Genomic DNA, 24,018 nt, shown 5'->3' on the forward strand with positions numbered 1-24,018 from the left:
AGCGCTTCACCGCATGAAGGCGCTCACGCGCTCCGGCAATCCGGACGTCGCCCGCGCGCTCGCCAACATCGTCTGGCTCGGGCTGGAGCGGCTCACGCAGATCGCGGTCGCCATCGTCATCTCCGGTTTGCTCGCGCGCTACCTCGGCCCGGACGACTTCGGCAAATGGCAATACGCGAACACGCTGCTGCTCGTCATCGCGCCGATCACCTGGGTGTGCGGCGCGGAGATTCTCGTGCCGACGATCGTCAACCGCAAGCCCGCCGATACCGGCGCCGTACTCGGCAGCGCGTTCGTGCTGCGCATGGGCGTGTCGGTCGTCGCACTCTGCGTAACGTGGATCTGGATCGCCGCCGGCGGCACGGACCCGATGGTCGGGCTGATGCTCGCCGGACTCGCCGTCACGATGCTCTTTCGCGAGCCGTTCATCGGCGTCGTCAATTCGTGGCTGCAAAGCCTCACCTACAGCAAGCCGCAGCTCATCGCGAGCATGGCGGCGGCCATCGTCAAGGCGGCGCTCGTCTTCGCGCTCGTGCGCATCGCGGCCGCGCCGTCGAGCTTCGGCTGGCTCTGGGCGCTCGAAGCCGCGGCGATCAGCGCCGCGCTCGTCGCGTACTACGTGCGCCGTCACGGCGGCACGCTCGGCTGGCGTTTCGACCGCGCACTGTTCAGACATTTCGCGAGCGCGGGCACGGTGTTCTGGCTCGGGCTCATCTGCATGTATCTGTTCCTGAAGCTCGACCGGCTGATGCTCGCGCATCGCGTGTCGTTCGCGGAACTCGGGCTTTACTCCGCCGCGCAGCAGTTGAACGAGAACTGGATCGCGCTCGCGCTGATGCTCTCGCAGACCATCGCGCCGGCGTTCGTGTATCGCGTGCAGGAAACCGCGCGCCTGAAGCGCAATCTCGTGCGCCTCTTCGCGATGACCGCCGCGCTGATGATCGCAGGCGCGGCCGTCCTCGATGCGCTCGCGGGCTTCATCATCGCGCGCGTGTTCGGACCGAATTACGCGGGCGCGGCGGACATCTTCCGCTGGGCCGTGTGGCTTTCGGTGCCCGCGGGCATCGAAGCGATCGGCAATCTCGTCGTGCTGAAATATCAGGCGAAGTATGTGCTGCTGTCGAAATGGCTTTTCGCGCTCGCGGTCGCGTTCGCGGTGAACTGGTTCGCGATACCGCGCATGGAAGGCTACGGCGCGCTGATCGGACTCGCGGCGGGTTATGTCGCGGCGGCATCGGTGAATTTCTACTACATCCGTTTTCGGCTGCGCGCATGAACGAACTCCACGATGTCGCCGTGCTGATGCCCGCGTTCAACGGCCAGGCCGATGTCGAACGCACGCTCGCGTCGTTACGCGAAACGTCGATGGTGAACGTGCTCATCGTCGACGATGGCAGCACGCCGCCTATCGTCGCGCCCGTCATCGACGGCATGAACATCGACATTCTGCGCATGCCGAAAAACGGCGGCATCGAGCGCGCGCTCGAAGCGGGCATCGCGGCGCTGCACGCGCGAGGCGTCCGTTACGCGGCGCGCATCGACGCAGGCGATCTCGCGACGCCCGCTCGCCTCGCGAAGCAGCGCGCGTATATGGAGGCGCATCCGCGCGTCGCGGTGCTCGGCATGTGGACGCACGTCGTATCGACCGATGGCGCGCCGCTCTTCGATCTCACGCCGCCCGCCGATCCCGCCGCGATCCGCCGCATGATGCTCGCGCGCACATGCTTCACGCATCCGTCGCTGATGCTGCGCATCGACGCCGTGATCGAAGCGGGCAACTATCGCGCGCAGTATCGCGCCGCCGAGGATCTCGATCTGATCCTGCGTCTGCTACAACGGCACGACGGCGCGAATCTGCCGGAGTTCGGTCTCTTCTACGAACTGAACGAAAGCGGCATCAGCGCGACCAAACGGCGTGCGCAAATCATGTCGACGCTGCGTCTGCAACTGCGCCATTTGCGCGTGACCAATCCGCTCGACTGGGCGGGCGTCGCGAAGAGCATCGCGCATCTCGTTTTGCCGTATCGCGCGTTGCGTGGATTGAAGGCGCGCTTGCTGAAGCGCGCATCCGCCGCGTGAACCTATTCCTGACTTCCGGATGACGAAAGAAAAGTCGAAGCTTCGTATCGCCCTCGTGTGCAACACGGCGTGGGCGATCTATACCTACCGGCAAGGCGTGCTGCGCATGCTGACCGCGCGCGGCGCGCAAGTCACGATCATCGCGCCGCGCGACCGCACCTTCGAGCCGCTCACCGAAATGGGCTGCCGCTGCGTCGAGTTGCCGGTCGCATCGAAAAGCACCGATCCGCGCGATGACCTCAGGACGCTCGCCGCGCTCTTTCGCGAATATCGTGCGACGCGTCCGCATATCGTGTTTCACTATACGATCAAGCCGAACATCTACGGCTCGCTTGCCGCGATGCTCGCGCGCGTGCCGTCGATCGCGGTGACGACGGGTCTCGGCTACGTCTTCATCCAGAAGAGCCGCACGGCGCAGGTCGCGAAGCGGCTGTACCGTTTCGCGTTCCGCTTTCCGCGCGAAGTGTGGTTCCTCAATCGCGACGATCACGAAGCCTTCCTGCACGAGAATCTGCTCGCGCATCCGGATCGCGCGCGGCGTCTGCATGGCGAAGGCGTCGATCTCGACGAATTCGCGTTCGAGCCGCTGCCCGCGCGCGAGGATTTCGTGTTCATCCTGATCGGCCGTCTGTTGTGGGATAAAGGCGTGGCGGAATATGTCGAAGCCGCACGCAGGATTCGCGCGAAGTTTCCGCACGCGCGTTTTCAGTTGCTCGGGCCGGTCGGCGTCGACAATCCGAGCGCGATCAGCCGCACCGACGTAGAAAAGTGGGAAGCGGAGCATATCGTCGAATATCTCGGCGAAGCGAACGACGTGCGGCCGCTCGTCGCCGCGGCGGATTGCGTCGTGCTGCCTTCGTATCGCGAAGGCGTGCCGCGCACGCTGATGGAGGCATCGGCGATGGGCCGCCCGATCGTCGCCACCGACGTTCCCGGCTGCCGCGAAGTGGTCGAGGACGGCGTGAACGGCCTGCTCTGCGAGGTCAAAAGCGCCGACAGCCTGACCGAAGCGCTCGAGCGCATGCTGACGCTCTCCGCCGACGAGCGCGCCGCCATGGCGCGGCGCGGCCGCGAAAAGGTCGCGAGCGAATTCGACGAAAAAAATGTCGTCGAACGCTACAAGGGCACAATACATGCCATTACCGGCATTTCACTTTGATTTCATGCAATCGGGAGAGCACAAGATGAATGGCAATCAGCCGACGAAGGGCACGATTCTCGTCACCGGCGGCGCGGGCTTCATCGGTTCGCATACGTGCGTCGAACTACTCGACGCGGACTATGGCGTCGTGGTCATCGACAATCTCGTCAACAGTCGCGCGGAGTCGTTGAAGCGCGTCGAGCGCATCACGGGCAAGAGCGTCACGTTTTATGAAGCCGATGCCCGCGACGAAGCCGCGCTCAACCGCATCTTCGACGCGCACGCGATCACCGGCGCGATCCACTTCGCAGCGTTGAAGGCCGTGGGCGAATCGGTCGCGAAGCCCATCGAGTACTACGAGAACAACATCGGCAGCCTGCTCGCGGTGCTCAAGGTCATGAAAGCGCGCGGCGTGCGCAACTTCGTGTTCAGCTCGTCCGCGACGGTATATGGCGTGCCGAAGAGCGTGCCGATCGACGAATCGTTTCCGCTTTCCGCGACGAACCCCTACGGCCAGAGCAAGCTCATCGCCGAGCAGATCCTGCGCGATCTCGAAGTGTCCGATCCGTCGTGGCGCATCGCGACGCTGCGCTATTTCAATCCGGTCGGCGCGCACGAGAGCGGTTTGATCGGCGAAGATCCGGCGGGCATTCCGAACAACCTGATGCCGTATGTGGCGCAAGTGGCCGTCGGCAAGCTCGCGCAACTGCGCGTGTTCGGCAGCGATTACGATACGCACGACGGCACCGGCGTGCGCGATTACATCCACGTCGTGGATCTGGCGCGCGGGCATATCGCGGCCATCGATGCGCTCAAGAAGCTCGACCGCAGCTTCGTCGTGAATCTCGGCACCGGGCAAGGCTATAGCGTGCTCGATGTCGTGAAGGCGTTCGAGGCGGCGTCGGGCAAGCCGGTTCCGTATGAGCTCGTGCCGCGCCGTCCGGGCGATATCGCCGCCTGCTACGCCGATCCGGCCGCCGCGGCGGAACTGATCGGCTGGCGCGCGGAGCATGGCATCGAACGCATGTGCGCGGATCACTGGCGCTGGCAGTCGCAGAATCCGCAAGGGTTCGCTTAAAAGCGTCGAGGCGCTGCGCTTTGCGCGCGGCGCCGCTTTTTTCCATCGGTTCTATTTCATGCTCAGTTTCGCGCTTGCTTTTCTGGTCTCGCTCTTCGTGACCTTGTTGATCGTGCGCTTCGCACACCTGCAGGAAGGCGTGCTCGGCGACACCGATCTCGCCGGCGTGCAGAAGTTTCACGCGCGGCCCGTTCCGCGCATCGGCGGCGTGGGCATCATCTGCGGGCTCACGGCATCGGCCGTGCAGTTGCGATGGGGCTATCCGGCCGTATCGGGCGGCATTCTCGGCATCGTCGCGTGCGGCTTGCCGGCGTTTCTCTCCGGGCTGATCGAAGACCTGACCAAGCGCGTCTCGCCGCTCGCGCGCCTCGTCTGCACGATGGCCGCCGCGGGCCTCGCCTATGCGTTCCTGAACATCGCGGTCACGCGCATCAGCGTGCCGCCGCTCGATTTCCTGTTGTCCTACGCGGTCATTTCATGCGCGGTGACGGTGCTCGCCGTCGCGGCGCTCGCCAACGCGGTGAACATCATCGACGGCTTCAACGGCCTCGCATCGATGGTCAGCTTCATGATGTTCGCCTCGCTCGCCTATGTGGCGTTCCAGGTGCACGATCCGATCGTGCTTTCCGGTTCGCTCATCATGATGGGCGCGGTGATGGGCTTCTTCATCTGGAACTTCCCCGCCGGGCTGATCTTTCTCGGCGACGGCGGCGCGTACTTCGTCGGCTTCATGCTGGGCGAACTCTCGATCATGCTCGTGATGCGCAACCGCGATGTCTCCGCGTGGTATCCGGTGCTGCTCTTCATGTATCCGATCTTCGAGACGTGCTTCTCGATCTATCGCAAGAAGTTCATTCGCGGCATTTCGCCGGGCATTCCGGACGGCGTGCATCTGCATATGCTCGTCTACAAGCGTCTGATGCGCTGGGCCGTCGGCGTGAAGAACGCGCATGAGCTGACGCGGCGCAATTCGCTGACGTCGCCGTATCTGTGGCTGCTGTGTCTCGTCGCCGTGATTCCCGCGACGCTCTTCTGGCGGCATACGGTGCATCTGTTCTGCTTCGTCGTCGTGTTCGCGGCAACCTACGTGTGGCTCTACATGAGCATCGTGCGCTTCAAATCACCGCGCTGGCTCGTGTTTCGCCGGCCGCACACGGTGAAGAAATGAAGCGACGCCGCCTGAGTTCCAGGCGGCGTTTTTCATTCGAAGCCTTATTTCAGGTGCTTTGCGAAGAAATCCGCGGTGCGGCCGTTGGCGAGTTGCGCGGCCGCCGCGTCGTAATGCGCGCCCTGATTGCGCGCGAACGCGTGATGACAGCCGGGATACGTGTACACCTCGACATTCGGCTGCCCCTTCACCGCCGCCAGCACGCGGTTGCGCGCATCGGCGGGAATGAACTCGTCCTCTTCCGCGAGATGCAGCATGAGCGGCACCTTGATCTTCGGCAGTTCGGCGAGGTATTGATCCGTGCCGCCGCCGTAGTACGAAACCGATGCGTCGACATCCGTGCGCGCCGCCGTCAGGAACGAGAGCAAGCCGCCGAGACAAAAGCCGACCGAGCCGATCTTGCCCTGCACTTGTGAGAGTCCGCGCGCGAAACCGATCGTCGCCGCGATGTCCTCGACGCCCGTGTTCACGTCGAATGCGTTGTAGTACTTGAGCGCCTGCTGCCATTCGGCTTCGGTGCGATCGGTGAGCTCGACGTTCGGCTCCAGCCGCCAGAAGAGATCGGGGCATAGCGCGACGTATCCCTGGCGCGCGTATTCGTCACAGGTTTCGCGCATGTCGGCGTTGATGCCGAAAATTTCCTGAATCACGATCACGGCCGGCGCGGTCGTTTGCGCGGGATATGCGACGTAAGCGTCGAAATTGCCATCGGGGATGGAGATGCTGAGCGTCTCGGACATGGGAAGTCTCCTGGATGATGAAGCGAGCCCATCATATCCAAACTTTCCCGCGCCGCGCTCGAAGCGGACCACTCATCTCGGCGATGATCGCGAGTCCCCGGATGAATCGAGCGTATCGATCGATCGGGGCCTTGCATGCGTGTCGCGCCGAACCGCCCATGCCATTTCCCTTCTGCGAGGGTCGATTGTTATCGAGTGGCTCGCGCGGCCGGAACCGCGCGTCCTCGTGGGCCTGCTTCCCCGGCATCGCGGGGCACCTCGTTCCGGCGTGTAGCACGCACATCGCGCATATTGAGTGGTCTCAAGCCGGATCGGACCGCTTCCGGCCATTGCATCTTCGGTCCATCGAACGGCGGCGATCCGCCAGAATGCCGTGCTTTGCGGACATCGATTCGAAGCGTCCGATGAAGCGTGGTCCGGCGCACACGCGCATCCGTCGTTTCGCGCCGAAGACTAGTCGCAAGACGCCGCCGCAACCGCGCACGACAAGAGCCGCTGCTATATTCGACGCAAAAAATAGGGGTGCCGGGGCCGTCATGCGCAACAAGTTCGCCGTCGTCTGGATCTGGCTTTGCCTGCTTCCGCTCGCGTTCGACTTACGAAGCGTCGAGACGGCCAGCAAGGCCATCGATGTTCTGCTCACCGTGACATCGATGGGCGCCGCCTGCGCGATGCTGCTCATCGCGCCGCGCTTCGCGCGCCGCTCGCGCATGCGCGGGTTCGTCAGCGCGCTCTTTCTGCTCACGATCTTCGGCAGCGTCGCAACCCAATGGCTGCAAGGCAACGACGCCGGCAACTACGCGCGCGTCGTGCTGCCGTTCCTCTTGATGCTGCTCGGCTATTTCGTAGGCTGCCGTCCGTGGGATGCGCAGCGTCTTGCGCAGATCGAACGCGCGATGGTCTGGTCGATGATCGCATCGCTCGTGTTCGGCGGCGGTTTCGGCATGGCGATGCCTGGCGGCATCGACACCTTGAGCATTCGCGTCGTCCCGGTCACGTTCCTTTGCCTGCAAGGGCTGTTGCTGCACGAAATCGTCTTCGCGCAGCGCATCGGGAAGCTGGCCGGGCTGTTTTTTCTCGCGACGATCGTCATCGAGATTCTGTTCGGCACGCCGGGCCTCCTGGTCGGCACCGTGCTGCTGATCGCTTATGCGACGTGGCTCGCCGCGCCTTCGCTGCGCGCGTTCTTCGCCGCCGGTTTGCGCGCGGCCACGATCCTGACGCTGCTGATCGCGATGGCCACCGCGACGGCCACGTTCTTTCCGACGATCGGAGCCCCGTGGATGAAGCGTCTCTCGCTCGTGCAGGATGCGCCGCCCGCACGCGATCCGGTGCTGATCGCGCGTCTCGCGGAAATGAAGGATCAGGTCGATCAGACTACGTCGTCGGCGATGTCGACGATCGTCGGCATGGGCTACGGACACGACTATCGCTACGCGCCGTCGTATCTGCCGGATCTTGCCGGCGACATCAGCGAGCAGGACTTCTACGCCTTCAAAAAATGGTCGGCCGGCCGCGACTTCTGGGTCTATCAGTTCTTCGCAGGCGGCGTGCTGTTCGGGCTCGCGCTGCCGATCGCCATTCTGTGGGCGCTCTGGCGCGGTTCGCGGGCGTATCGCGCATGGCGGCACAGCACGCCCGATGCGCCCTGGCTGCCGGTGCTCGGCCGTGCGCTCTTCGTGCTCGCTGCGCTGCCCGCGACGTCGATCGGCGGTAATCCGCTCGGCCAGCGTTTTCCGGGGCTGATGTTCGGTGTCGCGCTGGGTCTCGTCGTCGCGTCGTATGCGCGCATCGCGCATGGCATCCACGCGCGCGCCGCCGAAGCGGCCGGTCGCACGCCGCAGCAAAGCGCGCCTTTTTACGGCGCGCCGCCCGACATGCATCCGCAAGACGGGCCGCTCACGGAGATACGTCCGGCGAATCCGCCGCGCGCGTCAGGTTCGCTGCCCGCGCAGTAAGATCCGTCCGCTCACTGCGCGCGCAGATGTGCCCGCAGATAAGGCGCGAAGCCGTTTTGAACGGAGATGATCTTCGTCGCGCAGTCGTCGAAATCCGAGCCTCGCGCGCGCTCGTCCTCGAACATGCCCTTGCATTGCGCGAAGAGCGAGATCGTCGCGCCGTCGCCGTTCGGGACGCGCGTCGCCGAGAACACCGGCTTGCCGGTGTCCGAAGGCACGTCGGTTTCGATCGCGGCATTGTCGGCGCGTGTCAGGCGTTCCTTCGAATTCTGCTCGACGTAAGTCTTCGTGAGCTTCCAGGCCGCATCGCACTGTGCGGCGTCGCGGCATGCGACGGTCGCATTGCGTTGCGCCGTATCGAGCGATTGCTGCGAGAGCAGGAACGTGCGTTCCTTCGTCTGCTCCTTCTCGACGGACGAGCACGCGGTGAGGACGATCGAAGCGACTGCGAGAGCGATGAGCTTTTTCACGGACGGAAAGCCAAAGAATCAGGTCGGACGGCGATTATAACGACGCCCGCTTTCGGCAACCATTTGCGTGCGGTATCGCGCGATCAGGAGGAGACACATGAAACACGCGCTTTTGTGGCTGGCCATCGCGGCCTTCGCGCCGTCGTTCGCGTATGCGGGCGATTCGGCCGATACCCCGTCGATGGACGCGCTGCTCGCGCAACAGAACGGCTATGTGGGCAATCCGGCGGGCGGCGCGCGGCTGCGTCCGGGCACGCGCAAGGCCGACGCAAAAGCGATGATGATGCCGCGAAGCGCGGCGGCGACGCTTTATCCGGCGCCTTCGGGTCTGAAGGCGCCGGCGTCGAATGCCGCGCGTGCGCGCGACATCTACAAGTCGCCGTATTGAACTGAGAAGACTTACTCCGCGATGCTCTCGTAGCTGTAATAGCCCGCGTAGGTGCTGCCCATCAGCACCTTCGATTGCGGCACATCGGTGAGGAGCACGCCCTTCATGTGCACGCCGCCGTGATAGAGGCGCTTCATCGTCTCGCCGATTTCCTGCACCTGATTCTTGCCGTGCCGCACGACGAGCAGGCTCGTGCCCGCGTGCCGGCCGATCACGGTCGCGTCGGTGACGGCGAGCACGGGCGGCGTATCGATGACGACGAGATCATAGAGCTGCTTCAGTTCGCCGAGGATTTCGCCGAGCCGATCGCTCGCGAGCAGTTCCGCCGGATGCGATGGCAGCGAGCCCTTCGGAATCAGATCGACGCCGGGCAACACGTCGTGAACGATGACGTCCATCGCGTTGGCGCCCATCAGCACGTCGGATAGGCCCGGCGTGTGACGCACGCCGAAGTGCGAGTGGATGTCGCCGCGGCGCATGTCGCCGTCGATCAGCAACACCCGCTTTCTCGTCGATGCGACGAGCGTCGCGAGATTCGCCGACAGAAACGACTTGCCCGCTTCGGGCCGCGAGCCGGTCAGCATCACGACGTTGTTGCGCGCTTCGCCGAGCTGCAGTTGCAGCGACGTGCGCAAGCTGCGAATGCCTTCGACGGCCGCATCCTCCGGCGCCTGCGCCGCGAGCACGTGCATGCCTTCGCGGCGCATGCCGACCTGACGTTGCAGACGAAGCTGCTGCGTGCTGCGCGGCACGATGGCGAACACGCGCGTGCCCAGTTGCCGTTCGATGTCCTCTGGACGCTCGACGCCGCCCCACAGCGACTTGCGCACGAACGCCGCGATGATGCCGAGCACGAGGCCGATGCCCGCCGAGATCAGGATCACGAGCGCGCGCTTCGGACGCACGGGATCGTCGGCGGGTTGCGCGAGATCGACGATCCGCACGTTGCCGACCTGCCCCGCCTTCGCGATGCGCAATTGCTGCGCGCTGTTCTGCAGGTTCGCGTAAAGCTCGCTGTTCGAGCGCACGTCGCGCGTATAGCGCAGCGCGGTCTGCTCGGTATCGGGCAGCGTCGACACGTTCTTGCCGAGGCGCGTCTGCGCGGCGGTGAGCGATGCAATCTGCGCATCGAGCGCCTGCACCGACGGATGATTCGCCGTAAAGCGCAGCGACAGTTCCGCGCGCTGTTGCTGAAGATCGGAGAGCTTCGTCTTGTTGTCGACGATCTGCTGCAGGAGCAAGCGGCTCTCTTCGGAGAGATCGACGGAACCTTGCTTGTTGCGAAACGCGCTCAGGCGCTGCTCGGCTTCATCGAGCTGCTTCTTCACGAGCGGCAGTTGCTGCTCCAGAAACGCGAGCGTGTGCTCCGCTTCGGCCGAACGCTTCTGCGTGTCCTGCTCCACATAACGATTCGCGATGTTGTTGACGATCGCCGCGATTTGTTTCGGATTACTACCTTCCAGAGATACGCCGATGATGCCCGATTGCAGTGCGGTCTCCGCCACGGTCAGGCGCTGCTGAAGACGGTCGATGGTCGTGATCGTCGAGAAGCGTTGCAGTTCGAACTGCACGCCGGGCTTGCCGTCGAGCTTGTCGACCTTGAGCGTCACCGGGCCTTGCGGCGTCGCGCCCGACACTTCCTTGCCGACCTGCCCCGTCAGCACGATCAGTCCGTTCGGATCGCGCAGTTCGTATGCGCCGCGCTCGAGCGCGACGAGTGTGAACTTCCTGTCGTAGAGCTCCTTCGGCGTGTCGAAGAGCGGCACGTCGATGGCTTCGCCGCCCCACGCGAAGCGCGACAGATAACCCTGCGGAATCGGCCGGTTCAGCATCGCGAACACGTTGCCGACGAGCTTGCCCACGACCGGCAACACGCGCGGCGAGGCATCGATATCCAGATGCAGACGCCGCACCGTATCGTCGATGACGAGTCGCGAGCGCAGCAGTTCGATCTGCGCGGCAGTCGAAGTCTTCGTTTCGGTGAGTTGCGGAACGGCGGCTTGCAGCGCCTTGGCGCCGGCGTTCGCGTTGTTCGTGTTGGCCGGCTCGTCGACCTGGATCATCGCGTCGGCCTTGTAGGTCGGCGTCGCGAGATACGCGTAAGAGGTGCCGAGCGCAATCACGGCGAGCATGACGAGCGTCACGAGCTTCCAGTTGAGCATCGCCGCGGCCAGGTAATCGGACAGGCGCAGTTCGTCACCCGTCGATACGTCCACGTATCGCGTATCAAAGTTCATCGACATGATCTCGCTCGCTTATATTTTTTAAGTCGAACCATGATGCTCCGGCGCGCCCCGCGCGCGCCGGTCAGACACTTGATGCCAGATGCTTACTTCGTCAACACGGCCGCCGTCAAACCAGCGTTGATCGCCGGCAGCAGCAGGTTGAGCACGCGCGAGAAGCGCACGAGCCCGTTGTTGTCGACATAGACGACGTCATGCGGCTGCAGCTCGAAGTTGTTCGCGAGCAGCATCGACACCGGCGACAGCGCGTCGAGCTTGTAGACCTCCGGCTGGTCCGTCGCGCCGTTGCGGATCACGTACAGCTCGCGCGGGTTCGACGTTTCCGGGTTGAAGCTGCCCGCCTGCGAGATCGCGTCCGACAGCGTGAGCTTGCCGTTGCGCATCGGGATGACGGTGGCCGGCTTGGTCACTTCGCCCATCACGTAGACGCCGTTTTCGTCGCGCGAATCGACACGCAGCGCATCGCCCGGCTTGAGCATGATGTCCGACGGGCTGCGGCCCTTCGACGTCATGCCGGCCATGTTGATGTGATACGTGACGCCATCGCGGATCAGCGTGACGCGGCTCTGATCCGCCGTCGTCGCGAAACCGCCCGCGCGGCCGATCGCCTCGGTGAGCGTCATCGGAATGTCGTTGATCTGCTGCGCGCCCGGCGTGCGGACATCGCCGTCGATATACACCTGCGACGCGCGGAACGACGCGACGCGCACCGTCACCTGCGGCTTCACGAATACCTTCGACAGCTCGGCATACAGCTCGCGCTGAACCTGCGTCTCGGTCTTGCCCGCGACGTGCAGCGGCTTGTTCACGTACGGGAATTGCAGATTGCCGTCGGCATCGACGACGAAGCCGGGCGCGGCATCCGACGTGCGCGTCTGGTTCGCCGGCTGGCCGAGCGCCGCGACGAGTTCCGGGTGATCCCAGACCGTGATCTGCAGCACGTCGCCGACGCCCAGCTTGTAAGGCGCGGGCTTGCCGTAGAGCGAGGCGTTCGGATCGCCCGTCACGGACGGCTGCGCGGCGCGCATCTTCTTCACGAGCGCGGCGTCGATCGTCGTGATCGGAATGTTGGTGGTCGTGGCCGGATCGCCCTGATCGTTCGACGTTTCGACGAGCTGGGCGGGCTTTTCCATGTGCATGCCCGGCGAGAGCCCGCAACCCGTCAGGATCACGGCGACGGAAGCTGCCGCAGCCAGGCTCGTGAGGCGGAAGATACGCGACACGTTGGTGTTGGCGGCCATGGAGGTGGTGCCCGGTTGTTGTTGGTTGTGCATGATGGTCGTCCCCTGCATCAGTAAGCGTTGGTGTGGCGTAGTCCCTTGAAGATCGTTGCGGCGATGATTCTCATATCGAGTCCGAACGACCAGTTACCCAGATAGTACAAATCGTGAGCGACGCGTCCTTCCATCTTTTCGATCCGATCCGTTTCCCCACGAAAACCGTTGACCTGGGCCCAGCCGGTGATGCCTGGCTTGATCCGGTAACGATGGATGTACCCCGATACGACCTTCTGATACAGGTCGTCATGTTCGAGCGCGTGTGGACGCGGGCCCACGACCGACATGTCGCCGCGCAGAACGTTGAAGAACTGCGGCAGCTCATCGAGGCTGGTGCGGCGCAGGAACGCTCCGACACGGGTCACGCGCGGATCGTTGCGCGTGGCCTGGCGAAGCACTCCGGCCTGTTCCGTGTGCAGGCGCATCGAACGGAACTTGTAGATGGTGAAGACGCGGCCATCCGCGCCTTTGCGGTTCTGCCGGAACAACACCGGCCCGCGCGAAGTGAGCTTGATTGCGAGCGCGATGCAGATGAGCGCCGGCGAGACCGCGATGATCGCGCCGAGCGCGAACAGGCGGTCGAAGATTTCCTTTTGCAGCTGCGCCGACGCCGACAACGGCGTCGCGACGAGATTGATCGCGGGCTGGCCGAGCAGATCGGTGACGCCGCTTTCGAACAGCGCGAGGCTGCGCACGTCGGGGATGAAGCGCACGTTGATGAGATCGTCGCGGAATTCGTTCACGAAGCGCAGGATCGTGGGCTCCTCCGACAGCGGCAACGCGAGCCACACTTCATGGACGTTCTGCGCGCGCACGAAGGCGACGAACGCGTCGAAATCGTCATACACGGGCAGGCGCGTGTTCAGACGCGACTTGCCCGCCGCCGCGTTGAACGCCGCGCACATGCGAAAACCGGTGTCCTGCGAACGCTCGATCTTGCGCAGCATCGAATCGCAATGTCTGCCGCAGCCGACGATCGCCACTTGCTGCAGGTTCAGGCCCGCGTTGCGCATGTGCGCGAGAATCGCGTGCGTGATGAGACGGCCGGCGATCATGAGGCCGCCGGACATCGCGGTCCAGTAGGCGAACCAGAGGCGCGACACGTAGTCGAGCCGATGCAGCGAGAACATCAGCGCGAGCGCGCAGCCCTGCACGACGAGCCAGCCGAGCGAGACCTGACACGCAAGCTGAAGCTTGCTGCGGCCGCGCCACGACTGGTAGACGCCGAAGCCAGGAAAGAGCGCAAGCGAGAACGCCGCCGCGAACGCGACGAACGCCACCGAATAGGTGTGTGCCTCGATGTACTCGAACCTGATTTGCGACGCCACTGCCGCACCGCCGACGATCATCAAGACGTCGAACAGGCGCGCGAGCAATCCCTGTAAATCGCGCATGTTTTTTTCCCCGAAACGCAATCAGCCCTTTACCGCCCTTCAGTCTCCTCCTCGCGTTAGCCCCGTCTTCTTCTTGTGAACGGTTGCAAGAAAGTCTTCTGCCTTCGAACGCTCAACTGCGCCCGTAGGTGTCGTCGAAACGCACGATGTCGTCTTCGCCGAGATAGCTCCCCGACTGCACTTCAATGATTTCGAGCGGCACCTTGCCCGGGTTCTCCAGACGATGCCGCACGCCGAGCGGAATGAACGTCGATTCGTTCTCGGAGAGCAGAAACTGCTCTTCGCCGCGCGTGACGAGCGCCGTGCCGCACACGACGATCCAGTGTTCCGCGCGATGGTGATGCATCTGCAGCGACAGCTTCGAGCCCGGCGACACCACGATGCGCTTGACCTGGAAGCGCTCCCCGTGCTCGATCGAATCGTAGAAACCCCACGGGCGGCGCACCTTGCGATGCGTATCCGCTTCGGGCGCGTGCTGCTCGCGGATGCGCGCAACCAGCCCCTTGATGTCCTGCACGCGCGAACGGTCCGCGACGAGCACGGCGTCGTCCGTCTCGACGACGATCACGTTGGTCGTGCCGACACACGCGACGAGCCGTCCGCCTTCGGAGCGCGCATAGCTCGATGTCGCGCCTTCGAACACGACGCGGCCGCTCGCGACGTTGCCCGATTCGTCCTTGTCCATCGCGTCCCACACGGCGTCCCACGAACCGAGATCCGACCAGCCCGCGACGAGCGGCACGACCACGCCGTCGCACGGCTTCGTCGGCGTGCCGATGTGCTCCATCACCGCATAGTCGATCGAGTCGGACGGCGCGCGCCCGAACTGCGCCGCCTGCGGGCGGAAGAACTTGCCGTCGGCCTCGCCTTCCTGCGCGGCGGCCGAGCACGCCGCGTGCATGTCGGCATTGAGCTTTTGCAGCGCCGCGAGCCACACGCTCGCGCGCACGACGAAGATGCCGCTGTTCCACCAGTACGTGCCCGCCGCGACGTATTGCGTCGCGAGTTCCGCCGCCGGCTTTTCGACGAAGCGGTCGATCTCGTGCGCGCCGTCATCGAGCGCCGCGCCCAGACGGATGTAGCCGAAGCCGGTGTCGGGGCGCGTCGGCGGAATGCCGAGCGTCGCGATCACACCGCGCTCCGCATGTTCCGCAGCGATCGCGATCGCGCGATGCAGCGCCGGAATATCGGCGATGGAGTGATCCGCCGGCATCGCGACCATGATCGCGTCCTCGCCGTCCCTCACGGCGGCAAGTGCCGCGAGCGTGAGCGCGGGCGCGGTGTCGCGGCGCGCCGGCTCGACGATGATGCGTGCATCGACGCCGGCTTCGCGCGTCTGTTCTTCCGTCGTGAACCGATGCTCTTCGCCGCACACGATGATCGGCTCGCCATCGACCTTGAAGTTGCCGGCAAAGCCTTTGAGCCGCGACACCGTCGCCTGGAGCAGCGAGTCACGTCCGACGACGCCGATCAGCTGCTTCGGGAATTGTTCACGCGACATCGGCCACAGGCGCGTGCCCGAGCCGCCGGCGAGGATCACAGGGACGAGGCGGCGGCACGGCCCGGCCGCCTTGGCCGGGCCCGCCTCCACACCTGCTGCTCCCTGCTTCACCCCACCTTCCGTGCGTGCGTCATTCTTCATAAAGAACTCCTGCCTGCCTGTTCGTCCGAACGGCGAACCGTTCGGGAAATGATTAAGTGCCGGACCGATCGGGTCCGGCCAAAGGTCCGACGTTTTACGCCATAGTCGGGCTCAGAGCGGCCCACGTCACATAAGCGCGCGGGTCAGCCGTTCGCCTCGCGTCTGCTCTGCATCCGGTACTCCGTCGGCGAGATCAGAAGGCGCTTGCGGAAAATTTTCGCGAGCCTGTCGCCGTTGCCCATGCCGCTTCTGCGCGCGATCTTGTCGACCGGCAGTTCCGAATCCGTCAGAAGCGCACAGGTCACGGCGAGGCGCGCCTGCAGCAAATAATCGGACGGCGTGATGCCCATCTCGATCTTGAAGCGGCGCAAGAAGTTGCGCTCGCTCATCGCGGCCACCTGCGCCGCATCGACGACCGAAATCGGCCGTTCGCAGTTGTCCTGCAGCCAGCGCGCCGCCGCGCGGATCTTGTCGCCCGCCGACGCCACGCCGCTGTCGCCGAGGATCGACACGAGCTTCGCGGCCGAACCGGGCATCAGACGTTCGGCGACGCTGCGCGACACGTCGATGCCGAGATCGCGCTTCACGATCAGAAGCGCGCCCTTCATCGACTCGTAGCGGTCGCCGGCGTCGCCCTGCTGCTCGTCGCGCACGAGTTGCATCGCGTTGCCGTAGCGCGCCTGCGCGTCCTGCGCCTGACCGATGCCCGCGGCGTCGAGCACCTTGCGGCCCTCGGAAATCGCGCGCACGACCGTGGTCTTGGTCTGCACGCGACGCAGCCATTCGATGATGCGATCGTCCTTCGCCGCTTCTTCCGCGCCACGGCCGCCCGCGACGAAAAGCGCGTCGAAGCCGCCGTAGTGGCGCGCATCGAGACCGTCCGTCCAGACGCGCACCGACGACGAGCACGCCACGTTGCCGCCTTCGACCGACAGGAACCGCACGTCGTACGTGCAATCCGGCCGCGACTTCGCCGACGACAGCTCGTTCGCCATGTGGAAGACCTCCGCGACGATTCCCGCGCCGAGCAGCGAAAAGCCGTCGAACAGCAGGATCGCGACCTGGCGCACCTCGGTCTGCGAGGCGTTCGACGCGGGAGGCGTCCAACCCATGACTGCGGGTTCAAGAGTGGCGTAAGGCATGGTCATCCTCTGCAGCTTGTTTCCTGGAAGGCGCGGAAGAGTTGTTCGGTCATTGCGGCGCATCAATGGACTTCCCGAACTTCGCCGGGTTGCCGTGACCGATTGGAACGAAGTGTTGGCGGAATCGATCCGCTGGCTTGAATAATAAGCAGACAATGTTTTTTGTGCTCTGGATTTTCGCGCTTAAACCACAGAATCTGTTCCGCTATGAGGGTGAGCGCACATTGAAATCCTTCCCCAAATTCCGGAAAGCCTGCATTCAATGCATGGAAAACAAATACGGATTTGTCATACAAGGGTTGATTCGGCGGTTTAGCTCAATCTGATTCCCGTGCCGCCAGATCGGACACAGCGTTGCTCACTAAGCTCCACAGGACGGCCCTGCGCGGTCCGCCGGATGCGATGGCCGCCAAGTCCGATCATTCGAATTGATTCATTTATGAAACATCGATGTGTGCGAAAGCGGACGTTCGTACCGCTGCAATCGGAAAATTTTAGTTTCGCCGTTACATTTAGGAACGATATGTAATGCGCATTTCAGACGCCGATTAAAATCCGCGAACGGCTTCGGCATTAATACTCAATGATTTTCTAATAACGCAATCGAGGTCCCCAACGTGATTTTTGATTAACCCGTTTTATTTTTATTCAAAGGCATAATGCGGTATTTTCATATGAACTTAGATGCTGCATTGCAGCGGACGCGGGATCGCGTCGAACCTGCATGCGCGCGGGACTCGGGCGCTGTCACCGTCCGCCATCGGCTAGTATTTTTGCGGCGGCGCACGCTTTGACACTATTTGCCGAATCGCCCAATCCTTGTTTTGCAATGATCGGCTGAATGCGGCTCGAATCGCGCGTACGTTCGCAATCGTCTTCACGCAAATTTTCGTACAGCGCGCGGACACGCAAATCGGTCAGGTTTGCCGCCCGCGCTGACAATGTGCTGACCGTTGCTCGTCAGCCTTGCTTGTTTCAGTCGTGAAATTCCCTCGCGCGTGCGCGCACGCACGGTCATGCGGCGTCGCAGCGGGCATCGTTTGCGCGACGCACGACTCACCGAAGCCAACCCGGAGCAACGATGCTGAGCAACGCTGATTTCCTGACGGTCGTGCGGCTCGCGCCGCTCGTGGCAATCGATCTGATCGTCACCGATGGCAACCGGCGCATCCTCGTGGGGCATCGGCGCAACCGGCCCGCGCAGGGCACATGGTTCGTGCCGGGCGGCCGCATCAGAAAAGACGAATCGCTCGATGCCGCCTACAGGCGCATCGTCAGCAACGAGTTGGGCGTCGCGAGCGCGCAGCGTTCGGCCGCACGCTTCTTCGGCGTCTACGAGCATCTCTACGACGACAACTTCGCGGGCGCCGATGGCATCGGCACGCATTACATCGTGCTCGCCTACGCGCTGACGCTCTCGAGCAAGGTTCCGATCGGCCGCTTCGATCAGCACAGTGACTATCGATGGCTTATGCCCGACGAACTGCTCGCGCGCGACGACGTGCACGAAAACACCAAGGCCTACTTCCGCTGATCCGCGCGAAAAGGCGCGTACCGAGATCATCTGCCAACACTTCGTCAATTTCGGACTCGGCGCGCGGCGGCTGCCGGGCGCCGCGTATAGTGCGCCCATGTAAGCTCACTTTCCCGCTACTTACGTTCCTGCATCGATCGAACCCCGGCCGGACACGACGCCTGCCGCGGTTCGCACAGGGAGAAGTCGATGGTGTACGCCAATGGTACGGGCCGGCTTCAGGTCGTGCGCGCGGTCGCGCCCGACGTGCCGTCCGCCGATATGACCAGCGCGGCGAAGCGAATCGGCATTCTGATCTTCGAGGACTTTTCGCTCGTCGAAGTCAGCTCGATCTCCGAGGTCTTCTCGGTCGCGAATCAGGTGCATCTGCCCGCCGACGCCAACGCACGCGCGCAGGCGCCGAATTATTCGCTGATGTTTCTGTCGAGCGATGGCGGCAGCGTGGCGAGCAGTTGCTCGATGCGGATCTGGACCGAGAGTCTCGAAACGCGCTGGATGAACGAATGCGACGCGCTGTTCATCGCGGGCGGCGTGGGCGCGCGTCATGCGCGTAACGATGCCGCGCTGCGCAAGCGCCTCGCGCGCGTGGCGCCGAAGATTCCGTTCATCAAGGCGATCGGCGAAGGCGCGCAGATTCTCGCCGCGGCCAATCTCGACGTGCAGAACCGCACGCTCGATTTCGCCGGCGAGCCGCAAGGCCGCGCGCTTGCGCCGGCGTTGTCGAATCCGCTTTTCATCGCGGAACAAACGCTCACGCTCGACGATCCCAAAGGGCCGATCGCGGCGGCGCTGTCGATCATCAAGCGCGATCACGGCGCGGCGCTCGCGCGTGAAGTATCGGAGCGCTCCATTCCGGGCGCGTGGCAGAAGCTCGCCACCGTGCTCGACGATACCGAAGCCGGCAGCGTGCGCCAGAAGATCGACGCCGCCGCGCGCTGGATCCGCGAGAACTACGTGCGGCCGATCTCGATCACCGATGCGGCGCGCGTCGCCGCGATGAGCGAGCGCAATTTCCTGCGCCGCTTCAAGGCGCAGATCGGGCTGACGCCGTCGGAATATCTGTTGCGCGCGCGGCTCGATGCGAGCTGCATGTTGCTGGCCGCGACCGATCTGCCGGTCGACAAGATCGCGCGGCGCTGCGGCGCGGGCAGCGGCGACGGCCTCGCGAAAATCTTCCGCAAGCGGCTCTCGATCTCGCCGACCGAATACCGGATGGCAGGCCGCCGAAAACAGGGCGACGGTTCGTAAACGTCCGGAGCCGGCCTAGAACAAATACGCATGGAATCAAAGGTACTCTGGACGCTTTCGAATCTCGGCGACGCGGCCTTTCTGCTGCCACTCGCGCTCGTCTGCGCGCTGTGGCTGCGCACGGTCGACGTGCGCCTCGCGGTGCGCTGGGCCGTGATGCTCGCGATCGGCATGGGGCTCGTCGGTCTGTCGAAGATTCTCTATGCCGGCTGCGGCGTCGAGATCGCCGCGATCCAGTTGCGCATGATCAGCGGACACACGATGCTCGCCGCGTCGATCTACACCGTCGCCGGCGGCTTGCTGTTCGGCGCATTCGGCGGAAGCTGGCATCGGCTGGGCGCGGCGGGCGGACTCGCGCTCGCGGCGGCCATCGGCGCGAGCCGCATCATGCAGGACGCGCACACGCCCGCCGAAGTCGTCGCGGGCTGGGTGCTCGGCGCGGTCATCGCCGCCCTCTTCCTCATGCGCGTCTTCGAAACGCCGCGCAAGATGCCGCGCGCGCTCGTCGCGGGTTGCGCGCTGCTGGCGGTTTCGTCGATCGCCTACGGCCATCACGCGCCGTTCCAGCGGATGATCGAGCACTATTCGTGGCGGCTCTGTCAGGGACTCGGGCTCTGAGCTTCGCGTCAGTTCACTCGCAGCGCATGGGCTGACGAACTTCAGTATGATCGCAGGCTCTTTTCTCTCGCGCGCCCATCGAGGCGCGCGATCACGTTTCCGGGATCGAGCATGGACCGCTTCCTTGCAATGAAAGTCTTCGCGCGAGTCGTCGAGGCGGGCAGTTTCTCCAAGGCAGCCGATGCCCTGCGCCTGCCGCCCGCGAGCGTCTCGCGCACGCTTCAGGCGCTCGAAGCGCATCTCGGTGCGCGCCTCATCAATCGCACGACGCGCAGCATCAGCATCACCGAAGACGGCGAAGCCTATTACGAGCGCTGCGTGCGCGTGCTCGGCGAAGTGGACGACATGGAAGCGTCGCTGTCGCATTCCAAGCTGAGTCCCAAGGGCAATGTGAAAGTCAGCCTGCCGCAAGTGATGGCGAAGAACACGATCATTCCCGCGCTGCCGGAATTCTTCGCCGCGTATCCGGATATCGGCGTCGAACTGGTGCTGACGGACCGGCAAGTCGATCTCGTCGAGGAAGCGGTCGATTGTGTCGTGCGCGTGGGCGCGGTGGGCGATGTCGGGTTGGTCGCGAAACGCATCGGCGCGTATACGCAGATCACTTGCGCGTCGCCGGGATACATCGAAAAGCACGGCGAGCCGACGTCGCTCGATGACCTCGAGCAGCATCTCGCCGTCGGCTATGTGCTGAACAATTCGGGACGCGTGCGCAACTGGGAATTCGTCGTCGATGGCGAAACCCGCACCATCGCGATGAAGCACAAGATCGCCGTGAACGACGGCGATTCGTATATCGCGGCGGGCGCCAACGGGCTCGGGCTGATTCAAAGCTCGAGCTATACGCTCGATCCGCTCGTCAGAAGCGGCGCGTTGAAGGAAGTGCTACGGGAATATCCGTCGTATCCGCGCGTGGTGTCGGTGCTGTATGCGGCCAACCGGCATCAGCCGAGGCGCGTGCGCGTGTTCATCGACTGGGTTGCGGAGTTGTATGCGCGCCTGCCGTCGTTTCAGGTGAGCAAGGGAAACTGAACGCGGGCGTCGTTTGCGGCGATGCATCCGCGAACGGCATCGCGCGCCAGTCGTAATCGCGATAGGCGCGCTCGAGCGCGCGCAGATCGGCGGGCCGCGCGCTCGCGTGCACGCCCTCCAGATGCGGCAAGCTGAATTCCACCTTGACGCAGTTCGCATAATCGCGCGCGCGCATGTTGGCGGGGATCGTCGTGAAGAACGCGGTCGTCGGCACGTCGAATCCCGCGCCGGCGTGTAGCGCCGCCGTATCCGCCGTGACGAGATAGCGCGCGCGCCCGATCCACGCGAGGAAATCGTCCGTGTCGATGCAAAACGGCGCGATATCGCGATAACGCGGATCGTCGACGGGCCCGAAACCCATCACCGGCAGGCCGGTTTCATCCGCGAGACGCGCGACGATACGCGCGCGCATCGACGCCGGAATGCTGCGCACCGGCGTGCTCGCGTTCGGGCAGAACAGCGCGTAAGGCTCGTTTGCGATCGGCTTGAGCGGCACATCGGCGAGCCAGCGATTGCGCTTGTCGGCGGCGGCGATGGTCGAAGGCGCGATGCCCATCGCCCAAAGGAAGAAGTCGATCATCGGCATCGAGGCGAAGCGCGGCCAGAAAAGCTGATTGCCGACGTCGATCTTCGGTTCATCGGCAGGCAGGCTCGCGAGCGGCACGGGCAGACCGACGATATCGGCGAGACGCGGCGCGGCAAGCTCGTAAAGACGCTGCACGTAGCGCGGCGCGCGCGCCGGCCGATAGATCGTGAACCGAAGATGCGGATAAAGGCGCTTGACGGCGGAGAGCGCCGTAAGCCCGATGATCGAATCGCCGAGCGTGACGCCGAACGCGTTGACGAGATGCACGCGGCGCTCGCGCGCATAGTCGGCGTCGAAGGGTTCGCGGCCCGCGTTCAGGATGGTGGCGGGCAGCGCGGAGAACGCGGATGCATCGGCGTGCGCGACTTCGAGATCGTAAGGCGCGACGATCTCGCCGCTTAGCGATAACAGCGATCCCGCGTGGGTCAGCGCATGAACTTCGTCGAGCGTCGTCATGCGTGACCCCGTTGCGGTCAGCCGGCCGCGCCGCGTTCGTTCGCCGCCTTCGCGACGGGCACGCTTTGCAGCACGGGCATCGTCGCCGTCTGATACTCGGGCACCCAGCGGCGCAGATCGCGGCGCACTTCTTCGTCGGAGAGCACGCGATGCTGCATCAGCCAGGGCAGCAATTCGTCGATGAAATCGTCCGGCACGCCGCGCGCCTGCGCGATGCGCAGCTTCGGATGCGGCGTGCGCGTGGTGGTTTCGTCGTCGGCGAGCAGTTCTTCGTAGAGCTTTTCGCCCGGACGCAGCCCAGTAAACGTGATGCGGATCTGCTCTTCCGTGAAGCCATAGAGACGGATGAGGTCGCGCGCGAGATCGACGATTCTCACGGGCTGGCCCATGTCGAGAATGAAGATCTCGCCGCCGCGCCCCATGCTCGACGCCTGCAGCACGAGTTGCGCGGCTTCCGGAATCGTCATGAAAAAGCGCGTGATTTCCGGATGCGTGACCGTGACAGGACCGCCCTTCGCAATCTGCTGCTGAAATTTCGGGATCACGCTGCCCGCGCTGCCGAGCACGTTGCCGAAGCGCACCGTCTCGAACTGCGTGCGCGGCGCGGATTGCTGCAGCGCCTGACAGGCCATCTCGGCGAGACGCTTGGAGGCGCCCATCACGTTGGTCGGGTTGACGGCCTTGTCGGTGGAGATCAGCACGAAATGGCGCACGTTGTGGCGAATCGCCGCGCGCGCGACGCGCAGCGTGCCGAGCACGTTGTTGCGCACGGCCTGCCACGCGTTCTGCTCTTCCATCAGCGGGACGTGCTTGTAGGCCGCCGCATGGAAAACGATGTGCGGCGTGAAGCGCGCCATCGTCTGATCGAGCAGCAGCGAATCCTTCGCGTCGCCGACGACCGGAATCACCGAGCACTCCGGAAACTTCTCGTGCAGTTCCTCGATGAGGCGATACATCGCATATTCGGAGAGGTCGTAGGCGATGAGCTGCGCGGGCGAGAAACGCAGAATCTGACGGCACAGTTCCGAGCCGATGGAGCCGCCGCCGCCCGTCACCATCACGACGCGCCCGTGGAGCAGTTGCTCGACGTGCGGCATGTCGATCTTCACCGGCTCGCGGCCGAGCAAGTCTTCGAGGTCGATCTGCCGCACGCGCGACAGGAAGTTGCCGCCTTCGGTGAGCGGCGTGAGCGCGGGCAGCACCATCACCTTGACGCCGGCGCGCACGCACAACGTGGCGACGCGCCGCTGCTCCTCGACCGACGCCGAAGGAATCGCGATGATCACGTAGTCGGTCTTGTACTGCTCCGCGAATCGGGAGAGGTCGCTGAACCCGCCGAGGACCTTGTGGCCGAGCACTTCGCGGCCCTGCTTGGCGGGATCGTCGTCGAGCAGGCCGACGAGACGCCATTCGCTGGAGCGCGCAAGCTCGCGGGCGAGCATCGCGCCCGCCGTGCCCGCGCCGAGCACGATCACGGGCTTGCCCTGGCCGACCAGACCGCCGTACAGATAGAACTCCTTGCCCGCGCGATAAAGCGCGCGCGCGCCGCCCATCGCGAGAAACAGCAGAAGCGGCGAGACGATGAGCACCGAGCGCGGGATGATCGGCGTCGGCTGCGACATCACCGCGCCCACCATCACGACGAGCGCGCCCACGACGATCGATTTGGAGATACGCATCAGGTCCGGCAGGCTCGCGAACACCCACATGCCGCGATACAGCCCGAAGACGCGAAAGACGATGGCATAGACCGGCACGACCCACAAGAGCGCGTGCAGCGCGCCATCGCGGAAATCATGCGGCACGCTGCCGTTGAAGCGCAGC

At 64.3% G+C, this 24,018-nt stretch carries 20 protein-coding genes; 11 read left to right on the forward strand and 9 right to left on the reverse strand.

Annotated features, from left to right (window positions below):
* Positions 1 to 13: 13 nt before the first annotated feature.
* From BG60_RS21315 to BG60_RS21335, 5 genes are read left to right on the forward strand one after another with little or no spacing between them, the layout of a single operon-like run.
* A complete protein-coding gene (locus tag BG60_RS21315) occupies positions 14 to 1,276 on the forward strand; it encodes an oligosaccharide flippase family protein (RefSeq protein WP_034472769.1) in 1,263 nt (420 codons plus the stop codon).
* Entirely contained in the window at positions 1,273 to 2,079 is an 807-nt protein-coding gene (locus BG60_RS21320; protein WP_034472772.1) for a glycosyltransferase, read from the forward strand. Before BG60_RS21315 ends, BG60_RS21320 begins: the two co-directional genes overlap by 4 nt.
* Before the next feature lie 19 nt (positions 2,080 to 2,098).
* Positions 2,099 to 3,238 carry a glycosyltransferase family 4 protein gene (locus tag BG60_RS21325; protein WP_034472774.1) on the forward strand — a complete coding sequence of 380 codons (1,140 nt, stop codon included), beginning with the start codon at positions 2,099 to 2,101 and terminating at the stop codon, positions 3,236 to 3,238.
* A 25-nt stretch (positions 3,239 to 3,263) separates the two neighbouring features.
* Positions 3,264 to 4,298, forward strand: coding sequence for a UDP-glucose 4-epimerase GalE (galE, locus tag BG60_RS21330; protein WP_034472825.1), 1,035 nt, complete (start codon positions 3,264 to 3,266; stop codon positions 4,296 to 4,298).
* A 58-nt stretch (positions 4,299 to 4,356) separates the two neighbouring features.
* Positions 4,357 to 5,466 (forward strand): MraY family glycosyltransferase, encoded by a 1,110-nt coding sequence (locus tag BG60_RS21335; protein WP_033537192.1) that lies wholly within the window; start codon positions 4,357 to 4,359, stop codon positions 5,464 to 5,466.
* Positions 5,467 to 5,510: 44 nt separating this feature from the next.
* Here BG60_RS21335 and BG60_RS21340 read toward each other — a convergent pair whose 3' ends face one another.
* Positions 5,511 to 6,206, reverse strand: coding sequence for a dienelactone hydrolase family protein (locus BG60_RS21340; protein ID WP_008342514.1), 696 nt, complete (start codon positions 6,204 to 6,206; stop codon positions 5,511 to 5,513).
* A 536-nt stretch (positions 6,207 to 6,742) separates the two neighbouring features.
* On the opposite strand from BG60_RS21340, the gene BG60_RS21345 reads away from it, so the two are divergent.
* Entirely contained in the window at positions 6,743 to 8,164 is a 1,422-nt protein-coding gene (locus BG60_RS21345; RefSeq protein WP_241484875.1) for a hypothetical protein, read from the forward strand.
* 11 nt (positions 8,165 to 8,175) lie between these two features.
* Here the strand turns inward: BG60_RS21345 and BG60_RS21350 are convergent, their stop codons facing one another.
* Positions 8,176 to 8,634, reverse strand: a complete 459-nt coding sequence (locus BG60_RS21350) for a hypothetical protein (RefSeq protein ID WP_034472777.1) — start codon at positions 8,632 to 8,634, stop codon at positions 8,176 to 8,178.
* A gap of 97 nt (positions 8,635 to 8,731) precedes the next feature.
* On the opposite strand from BG60_RS21350, the gene BG60_RS21355 reads away from it, so the two are divergent.
* Complete coding sequence (locus tag BG60_RS21355; protein ID WP_008342521.1) at positions 8,732 to 9,022, forward strand: hypothetical protein; 291 nt, start codon at positions 8,732 to 8,734, stop codon at positions 9,020 to 9,022.
* Between the two features lie 11 nt (positions 9,023 to 9,033).
* On the opposite strand, the gene BG60_RS21360 is transcribed toward BG60_RS21355, so the two are convergent.
* The 5 genes from BG60_RS21360 to BG60_RS21380 all read right to left on the reverse strand — a co-directional run bounded on the left by BG60_RS21360 (position 9,034) and on the right by BG60_RS21380 (position 16,720).
* On the reverse strand, positions 9,034 to 11,265 hold the full coding sequence (locus tag BG60_RS21360) for a polysaccharide biosynthesis tyrosine autokinase (RefSeq protein WP_034472780.1): 2,232 nt from the start codon (positions 11,263 to 11,265) through the stop codon (positions 9,034 to 9,036).
* A gap of 86 nt (positions 11,266 to 11,351) precedes the next feature.
* The gene (locus tag BG60_RS21365) at positions 11,352 to 12,506 is read right to left on the reverse strand and encodes a polysaccharide biosynthesis/export family protein (protein WP_008342525.1); all 1,155 of its coding nucleotides are present in this window, start codon (positions 12,504 to 12,506) and stop codon (positions 11,352 to 11,354) included.
* Positions 12,507 to 12,556: 50 nt separating this feature from the next.
* Positions 12,557 to 13,936, reverse strand: a complete 1,380-nt coding sequence (locus BG60_RS21370; RefSeq protein WP_008342527.1) for an undecaprenyl-phosphate glucose phosphotransferase — start codon at positions 13,934 to 13,936, stop codon at positions 12,557 to 12,559.
* 112 nt (positions 13,937 to 14,048) lie between these two features.
* The gene (locus BG60_RS21375; RefSeq protein ID WP_034472783.1) at positions 14,049 to 15,578 is read right to left on the reverse strand and encodes a mannose-1-phosphate guanylyltransferase/mannose-6-phosphate isomerase; all 1,530 of its coding nucleotides are present in this window, start codon (positions 15,576 to 15,578) and stop codon (positions 14,049 to 14,051) included.
* 143 nt (positions 15,579 to 15,721) lie between these two features.
* Complete coding sequence (locus BG60_RS21380; RefSeq protein ID WP_033537200.1) at positions 15,722 to 16,720, reverse strand: GlxA family transcriptional regulator; 999 nt, start codon at positions 16,718 to 16,720, stop codon at positions 15,722 to 15,724.
* Between the two features lie 1,081 nt (positions 16,721 to 17,801).
* Here BG60_RS21380 and BG60_RS21385 point away from each other — a divergent pair.
* The 4 genes from BG60_RS21385 (at position 17,802) to BG60_RS21400 (ending at position 21,152) form a co-directional block, all read left to right on the forward strand.
* The gene (locus tag BG60_RS21385; RefSeq protein ID WP_034472787.1) at positions 17,802 to 18,254 is read left to right on the forward strand and encodes a GDP-mannose mannosyl hydrolase; all 453 of its coding nucleotides are present in this window, start codon (positions 17,802 to 17,804) and stop codon (positions 18,252 to 18,254) included.
* Positions 18,255 to 18,443: 189 nt separating this feature from the next.
* The gene (locus tag BG60_RS21390) at positions 18,444 to 19,502 is read left to right on the forward strand and encodes a GlxA family transcriptional regulator (protein ID WP_034472789.1); all 1,059 of its coding nucleotides are present in this window, start codon (positions 18,444 to 18,446) and stop codon (positions 19,500 to 19,502) included.
* Between the two features lie 30 nt (positions 19,503 to 19,532).
* Complete coding sequence (locus BG60_RS21395) at positions 19,533 to 20,120, forward strand: phosphatase PAP2 family protein (protein WP_034472792.1); 588 nt, start codon at positions 19,533 to 19,535, stop codon at positions 20,118 to 20,120.
* 111 nt (positions 20,121 to 20,231) lie between these two features.
* Positions 20,232 to 21,152 (forward strand): LysR family transcriptional regulator, encoded by a 921-nt coding sequence (locus BG60_RS21400; RefSeq protein WP_033537194.1) that lies wholly within the window; start codon positions 20,232 to 20,234, stop codon positions 21,150 to 21,152.
* On the opposite strand, the gene BG60_RS21405 is transcribed toward BG60_RS21400, so the two are convergent.
* Together BG60_RS21405 and BG60_RS21410 are read right to left on the reverse strand one after the other, a co-directional pair.
* Entirely contained in the window at positions 21,088 to 22,194 is a 1,107-nt protein-coding gene (locus tag BG60_RS21405; RefSeq protein ID WP_034472796.1) for a glycosyltransferase family protein, read from the reverse strand. The two genes, BG60_RS21400 and BG60_RS21405, sit on opposite strands and share 65 nt — an antisense overlap.
* A gap of 17 nt (positions 22,195 to 22,211) precedes the next feature.
* Positions 22,212 to 24,018, reverse strand: a 1,807-nt coding sequence (locus BG60_RS21410) for a polysaccharide biosynthesis protein (protein WP_034472797.1), incomplete at its 5' end; no start/stop codon positions are given.

This window comes from Caballeronia zhejiangensis (assembly GCF_000698575.1).
In the GTDB taxonomy this organism is placed as follows: Bacteria; Pseudomonadota; Gammaproteobacteria; order Burkholderiales; family Burkholderiaceae; genus Caballeronia; species Caballeronia zhejiangensis.

What these genes read in the sequence shown, in the direction of transcription:
- BG60_RS21375 (WP_034472783.1), bottom strand. Translation starts at nt 15,578, where the DNA reads ATGAAGAATGACGCACGCACGGAAGGTGGGGTGAAGCAGGGAGCAGCA.
- BG60_RS21365 (WP_008342525.1), bottom strand. Translation starts at nt 12,506, where the DNA reads ATGGCCGCCAACACCAACGTGTCGCGTATCTTCCGCCTCACGAGCCTG.
- BG60_RS21360 (WP_034472780.1), bottom strand. Translation starts at nt 11,265, where the DNA reads ATGTCGATGAACTTTGATACGCGATACGTGGACGTATCGACGGGTGAC.
- BG60_RS21325 (WP_034472774.1), top strand. Translation starts at nt 2,099, where the DNA reads ATGACGAAAGAAAAGTCGAAGCTTCGTATCGCCCTCGTGTGCAACACG.
- BG60_RS21380 (WP_033537200.1), bottom strand. Translation starts at nt 16,720, where the DNA reads ATGCCTTACGCCACTCTTGAACCCGCAGTCATGGGTTGGACGCCTCCC.
- BG60_RS21400 (WP_033537194.1), top strand. Translation starts at nt 20,232, where the DNA reads ATGGACCGCTTCCTTGCAATGAAAGTCTTCGCGCGAGTCGTCGAGGCG.
- BG60_RS21385 (WP_034472787.1), top strand. Translation starts at nt 17,802, where the DNA reads ATGCTGAGCAACGCTGATTTCCTGACGGTCGTGCGGCTCGCGCCGCTC.
- BG60_RS21320 (WP_034472772.1), top strand. Translation starts at nt 1,273, where the DNA reads ATGAACGAACTCCACGATGTCGCCGTGCTGATGCCCGCGTTCAACGGC.
- galE (WP_034472825.1), top strand. Translation starts at nt 3,264, where the DNA reads ATGAATGGCAATCAGCCGACGAAGGGCACGATTCTCGTCACCGGCGGC.
- BG60_RS21390 (WP_034472789.1), top strand. Translation starts at nt 18,444, where the DNA reads ATGGTGTACGCCAATGGTACGGGCCGGCTTCAGGTCGTGCGCGCGGTC.
- BG60_RS21405 (WP_034472796.1), bottom strand. Translation starts at nt 22,194, where the DNA reads ATGACGACGCTCGACGAAGTTCATGCGCTGACCCACGCGGGATCGCTG.
- BG60_RS21335 (WP_033537192.1), top strand. Translation starts at nt 4,357, where the DNA reads ATGCTCAGTTTCGCGCTTGCTTTTCTGGTCTCGCTCTTCGTGACCTTG.
- BG60_RS21370 (WP_008342527.1), bottom strand. Translation starts at nt 13,936, where the DNA reads ATGCGCGATTTACAGGGATTGCTCGCGCGCCTGTTCGACGTCTTGATG.
- BG60_RS21395 (WP_034472792.1), top strand. Translation starts at nt 19,533, where the DNA reads ATGGAATCAAAGGTACTCTGGACGCTTTCGAATCTCGGCGACGCGGCC.
- BG60_RS21340 (WP_008342514.1), bottom strand. Translation starts at nt 6,206, where the DNA reads ATGTCCGAGACGCTCAGCATCTCCATCCCCGATGGCAATTTCGACGCT.
- BG60_RS21345 (WP_241484875.1), top strand. Translation starts at nt 6,743, where the DNA reads ATGCGCAACAAGTTCGCCGTCGTCTGGATCTGGCTTTGCCTGCTTCCG.
- BG60_RS21355 (WP_008342521.1), top strand. Translation starts at nt 8,732, where the DNA reads ATGAAACACGCGCTTTTGTGGCTGGCCATCGCGGCCTTCGCGCCGTCG.
- BG60_RS21315 (WP_034472769.1), top strand. Translation starts at nt 14, where the DNA reads ATGAAGGCGCTCACGCGCTCCGGCAATCCGGACGTCGCCCGCGCGCTC.